Source organism: Vulcanococcus sp., assembly GCF_044369115.1.
Classification (GTDB): domain Bacteria; phylum Cyanobacteriota; class Cyanobacteriia; order PCC-6307; family Cyanobiaceae; genus Vulcanococcus.
Window position 1 is genome coordinate 1 of sequence record NZ_JBIPMN010000235.1, and the last position, 3,030, is coordinate 3,030.

Annotated in this window: 4 protein-coding genes; all 4 read left to right on the plus strand. The window is 64.0% G+C overall.

The window, feature by feature from the left end:
* Nucleotides 1-28 precede the first annotated feature (28 nt).
* The 4 genes from ACIQ2E_RS13725 to ACIQ2E_RS13740 all read left to right on the plus strand — a co-directional run bounded on the left by ACIQ2E_RS13725 (nucleotide 29) and on the right by ACIQ2E_RS13740 (nucleotide 2,904).
* Nucleotides 29-640, plus strand: coding sequence for a phycobiliprotein lyase (locus tag ACIQ2E_RS13725; RefSeq protein WP_398331688.1), 612 nt, complete (start codon nucleotides 29-31; stop codon nucleotides 638-640).
* Between the two features lie 105 nt (nucleotides 641-745).
* Entirely contained in the window at nucleotides 746-1,504 is a 759-nt protein-coding gene (locus ACIQ2E_RS13730; protein WP_398331679.1) for a phycobilisome rod-core linker polypeptide, read from the plus strand.
* Nucleotides 1,505-1,673: 169 nt separating this feature from the next.
* A complete protein-coding gene (locus ACIQ2E_RS13735) occupies nucleotides 1,674-2,720 on the plus strand; it encodes a DUF4912 domain-containing protein (protein ID WP_398331682.1) in 1,047 nt (348 codons plus the stop codon).
* 10 nt (nucleotides 2,721-2,730) lie between these two features.
* The gene (locus tag ACIQ2E_RS13740; protein ID WP_398331685.1) at nucleotides 2,731-2,904 is read left to right on the plus strand and encodes a hypothetical protein; all 174 of its coding nucleotides are present in this window, start codon (nucleotides 2,731-2,733) and stop codon (nucleotides 2,902-2,904) included.
* The last annotated feature ends 126 nt before the right edge of the window (nucleotides 2,905-3,030 follow it).

The following is a 3,030-nucleotide window of genomic DNA, read 5'->3' on the forward strand; positions in this document are numbered from 1 at the left end:
CGATCATCGCTGCACCCGCCGCGCCGCCGTGAGCCTCTCCCTTGAGAACGCCCTCAGCTTTTTTCAGCTGAGCTGCGGCCGCTGGCGCTCCCAGCGCAGCGTCCATCACCTGCTGCACCGCCGCGCCGAGGCGGGAGGCTCCCTGATCGTGGTGGACGAACTGGCCGCAAGCGATCCAAAGCTGATGGAGCTGGCACAGCTGCACGGCCAGGATCCGGCAGGGCTCGTAGGCGGCTGCTGGGTGCGCTGGAGCGCCTCGATGGCCTGGGATAAAGCCGGCGAAGACCACACCGGCGAAAGCGTGATCGGCTTGATCCCCACCGACGAACGCGGCCGCGAGGGAATCCTGCTGCGCGATCTCGGCTATGCCGAAAAGGCACCGGCCAGCTCGCGCTTTTGCATGGATGAGCACGATGGCCTGCTGCTCAGCACCGACTACGAGACGATGAGCGTGTGGGAACGCTTCGCCTTTCAGGGCCCCAATGTGCGCGTGCGCAGCAGCACGGTGGAGGGGCTCTCCAACAACGCCTCCTTCTGCATCGAAACCCGCTGCGAAGACGCACAACGGCAACGACCTGCGGCATCGGCGGCTGGCGGCACAGCTGGGAGCGAACCCGCTCTGTCGCTACTGGGCTGGTAGGGGAGGTCTGTTGCGAACGTTACGGACTGTGAGTCCTGCCTGAGGCGGATCAGTGGAGCCGTGACGGCACTTCTACGATCAGCCACGACGGATGCCGAAGTTCGAGTGGCCCTTCCCCTCCTGAAGTACGCGCCCACAACGCAGAACTCGCGTGTGGATCCCCTTCGCGTGGGCTCGGACGAGGATCCCAAAGCCGCGTCCATGGACAAGGCAATGGATCGCGAAGATCAGAACTTCGTGATCGAAGCGGCTTACCGCCAGATCTTCTTCCACGCCTTCAAGGTCGACCGCGACCGCACCCTGGAGTCGCAGCTGCGTAACGGTCAGATCACAGTGCGCGATTTCATTCGCTCCCTGTGCCTGTCGGACACCTTCAACCGCAGCTTCTACACCCTGAACAGCAACTACAAGGTGGCTCGCCACCTTGTGGAGAAGCTGCTGGGCCGCAAGACCCACGGCAAGTCCGAGGAGATTGCTTGGTCGGCTGTGCTCATGACCCGCGGCGTTAAGGGCATGGTTGACGACATTCTCGATAGCGAGGAGTACCTCAACGCCTTCGGTTACGACACCGTTCCTTACCACCGCAATCGGGTGGTGGGCAGCCGTGATCTGGGTGAAACTCCCTTCAACATCACCAGCCCCCGCTACGACGCCTACTACCGCGGCATCCTGGGCTTTCCCCAGATTGTGTACACCGGCACGGCCCGCAAACTGCCAGAGCGCTCCCTCCAGCGCCGCGGCGGCTTCCCGCAGGACTACATGGCCTGGGTACGCACCCTGCCTGCTCTGCGTGGCGCCAGTGCCGCCGGCAGCGCCGACATCGATTACCTGGCCAAGGTGCCCTACCGCAGCATCGGCCGCTGATCACAGGGCTATCAATCAAGGTCTTTTGATAAGCGGGGGGCAACCCTCGCTTTTTTGTGCCCAGGCCACAGCCGCGACGCCGGTCTTGGGATGCTGACTGCGGGATCACAGATCAGGGCGGACCTGTGAGAGTTAGCCAGACTGATCCCGAACATAATCCGGAGGCGCTGTGAGTCAGACCCTGTCATCGCTAGCCCGGATGACCCTGCGCCAATTGCGCCAGGTGGCCAGCGAGCTGGGCGTGACCCTCTACAGCCGCAAAACCAAAGACGAGCTGGTGAGTGCGATCGGCGAACGCCAGGCCGATCTTTCCAGCCTTGAGCAGGAACACGCGCCCAGCCGGCAAGGTGAGGACACCCGAGTGGTGTTTCTGCCACGCGACCCGCAGTGGGCCTACGTGTTCTGGGAGATCTGCGAAAAGGATCGCCAACAGGCCTTCAAGGCAGGTGCCAGCCAGCTCTGCCTGCGAGTGGCTGATGTGACCGGCATGAGCAACGGCGGCAGCCATCCCCACACCCTCCAGGAAGTGCCGGTGGATAGCCACGCCACCGAGTGGTATCTCCCTGTGCCCCTGAGCGATCGGGATTACCGCGTGGAGCTCGGCTACCGCGTCAGCGGTGGCGGCTGGATCTCTCTGGCGTTCTCCTCGGTGGCGCGCGTTCCAGCCCTGCACCCGAGCGAGCAGATCCTCGATCAGTTCGTGCCCTTCTCGCTCGATACTCCTCCCAGCACCATCACGCCACAAACGCTGCCCAGCAGCGACAACGGCCTTCACGAGCGGCTTTACCAAACAGCAACGACGGGAACCCGCCGCCTCGGTCGGGGCTCAGAAGCCTTCCATGAACTGGATCAGGGCAGCGGCACCGGCCTCAATGCCTCCGGTGCCGGCCTGTGGGCCAGCGGCCGCAGCGAATCTGGCTCCGGCGTGGTAGCCCCGCGACAGCGCTCCTTCTGGCTCGTGGCTGACGCCGAACTGATTGTGTACGGGGCCACCGATCCCTCAGCCAAATTGAGCATCGGCGGCGAAGACGTGCCCCTCTCCAGCGACGGCACCTTCCGAATTCAGGTGCCCTTCCGCGACGGGCAGCAGGTGTACGCCATCGAGGCCGTGGCCGCCGATGGCGAGCAAAAGCGCAACATCACGCTCGATTTCGAACGCACCACCCCCGAAGACAACAGCAACCCCAGCGATCAGGCTGTGGCCGAATGGTTCTGAAGCCGCTGCGATGAAAGCTCTGGTTGCCCTCACTCCGATCACCGGAGCTGTGGCCTTGCCACTGTTGGTCTGCTTCTTAATGGCCAAAGTGAGCATCGGCACCGGGGTGTTGGCGGCCGTGCTGATCAGCAGCCTCTGGTTTGTGGCGATGCTGCGTACCTCTGAACTGCCTGAACACGGCTGAAGCCAGCTCGCACGGGGAATGCTCCTGTCAGAGACAGGGGCTCCTGCGTGGTCGACTCGAAGCGTTGCTGGGGGGTGCTGCTCCTGGCGCTCACCCTGGTGCAGGGGTGCGGCAGCCAGGCCGGCC

Bases quoted from the DNA above. Each gene is read 5' to 3' on its own strand.
- ACIQ2E_RS13740 (WP_398331685.1), top strand. From the start codon at position 2,731: ATGAAAGCTCTGGTTGCCCTCACTCCGATCACCGGAGCTGTGGCCTTG.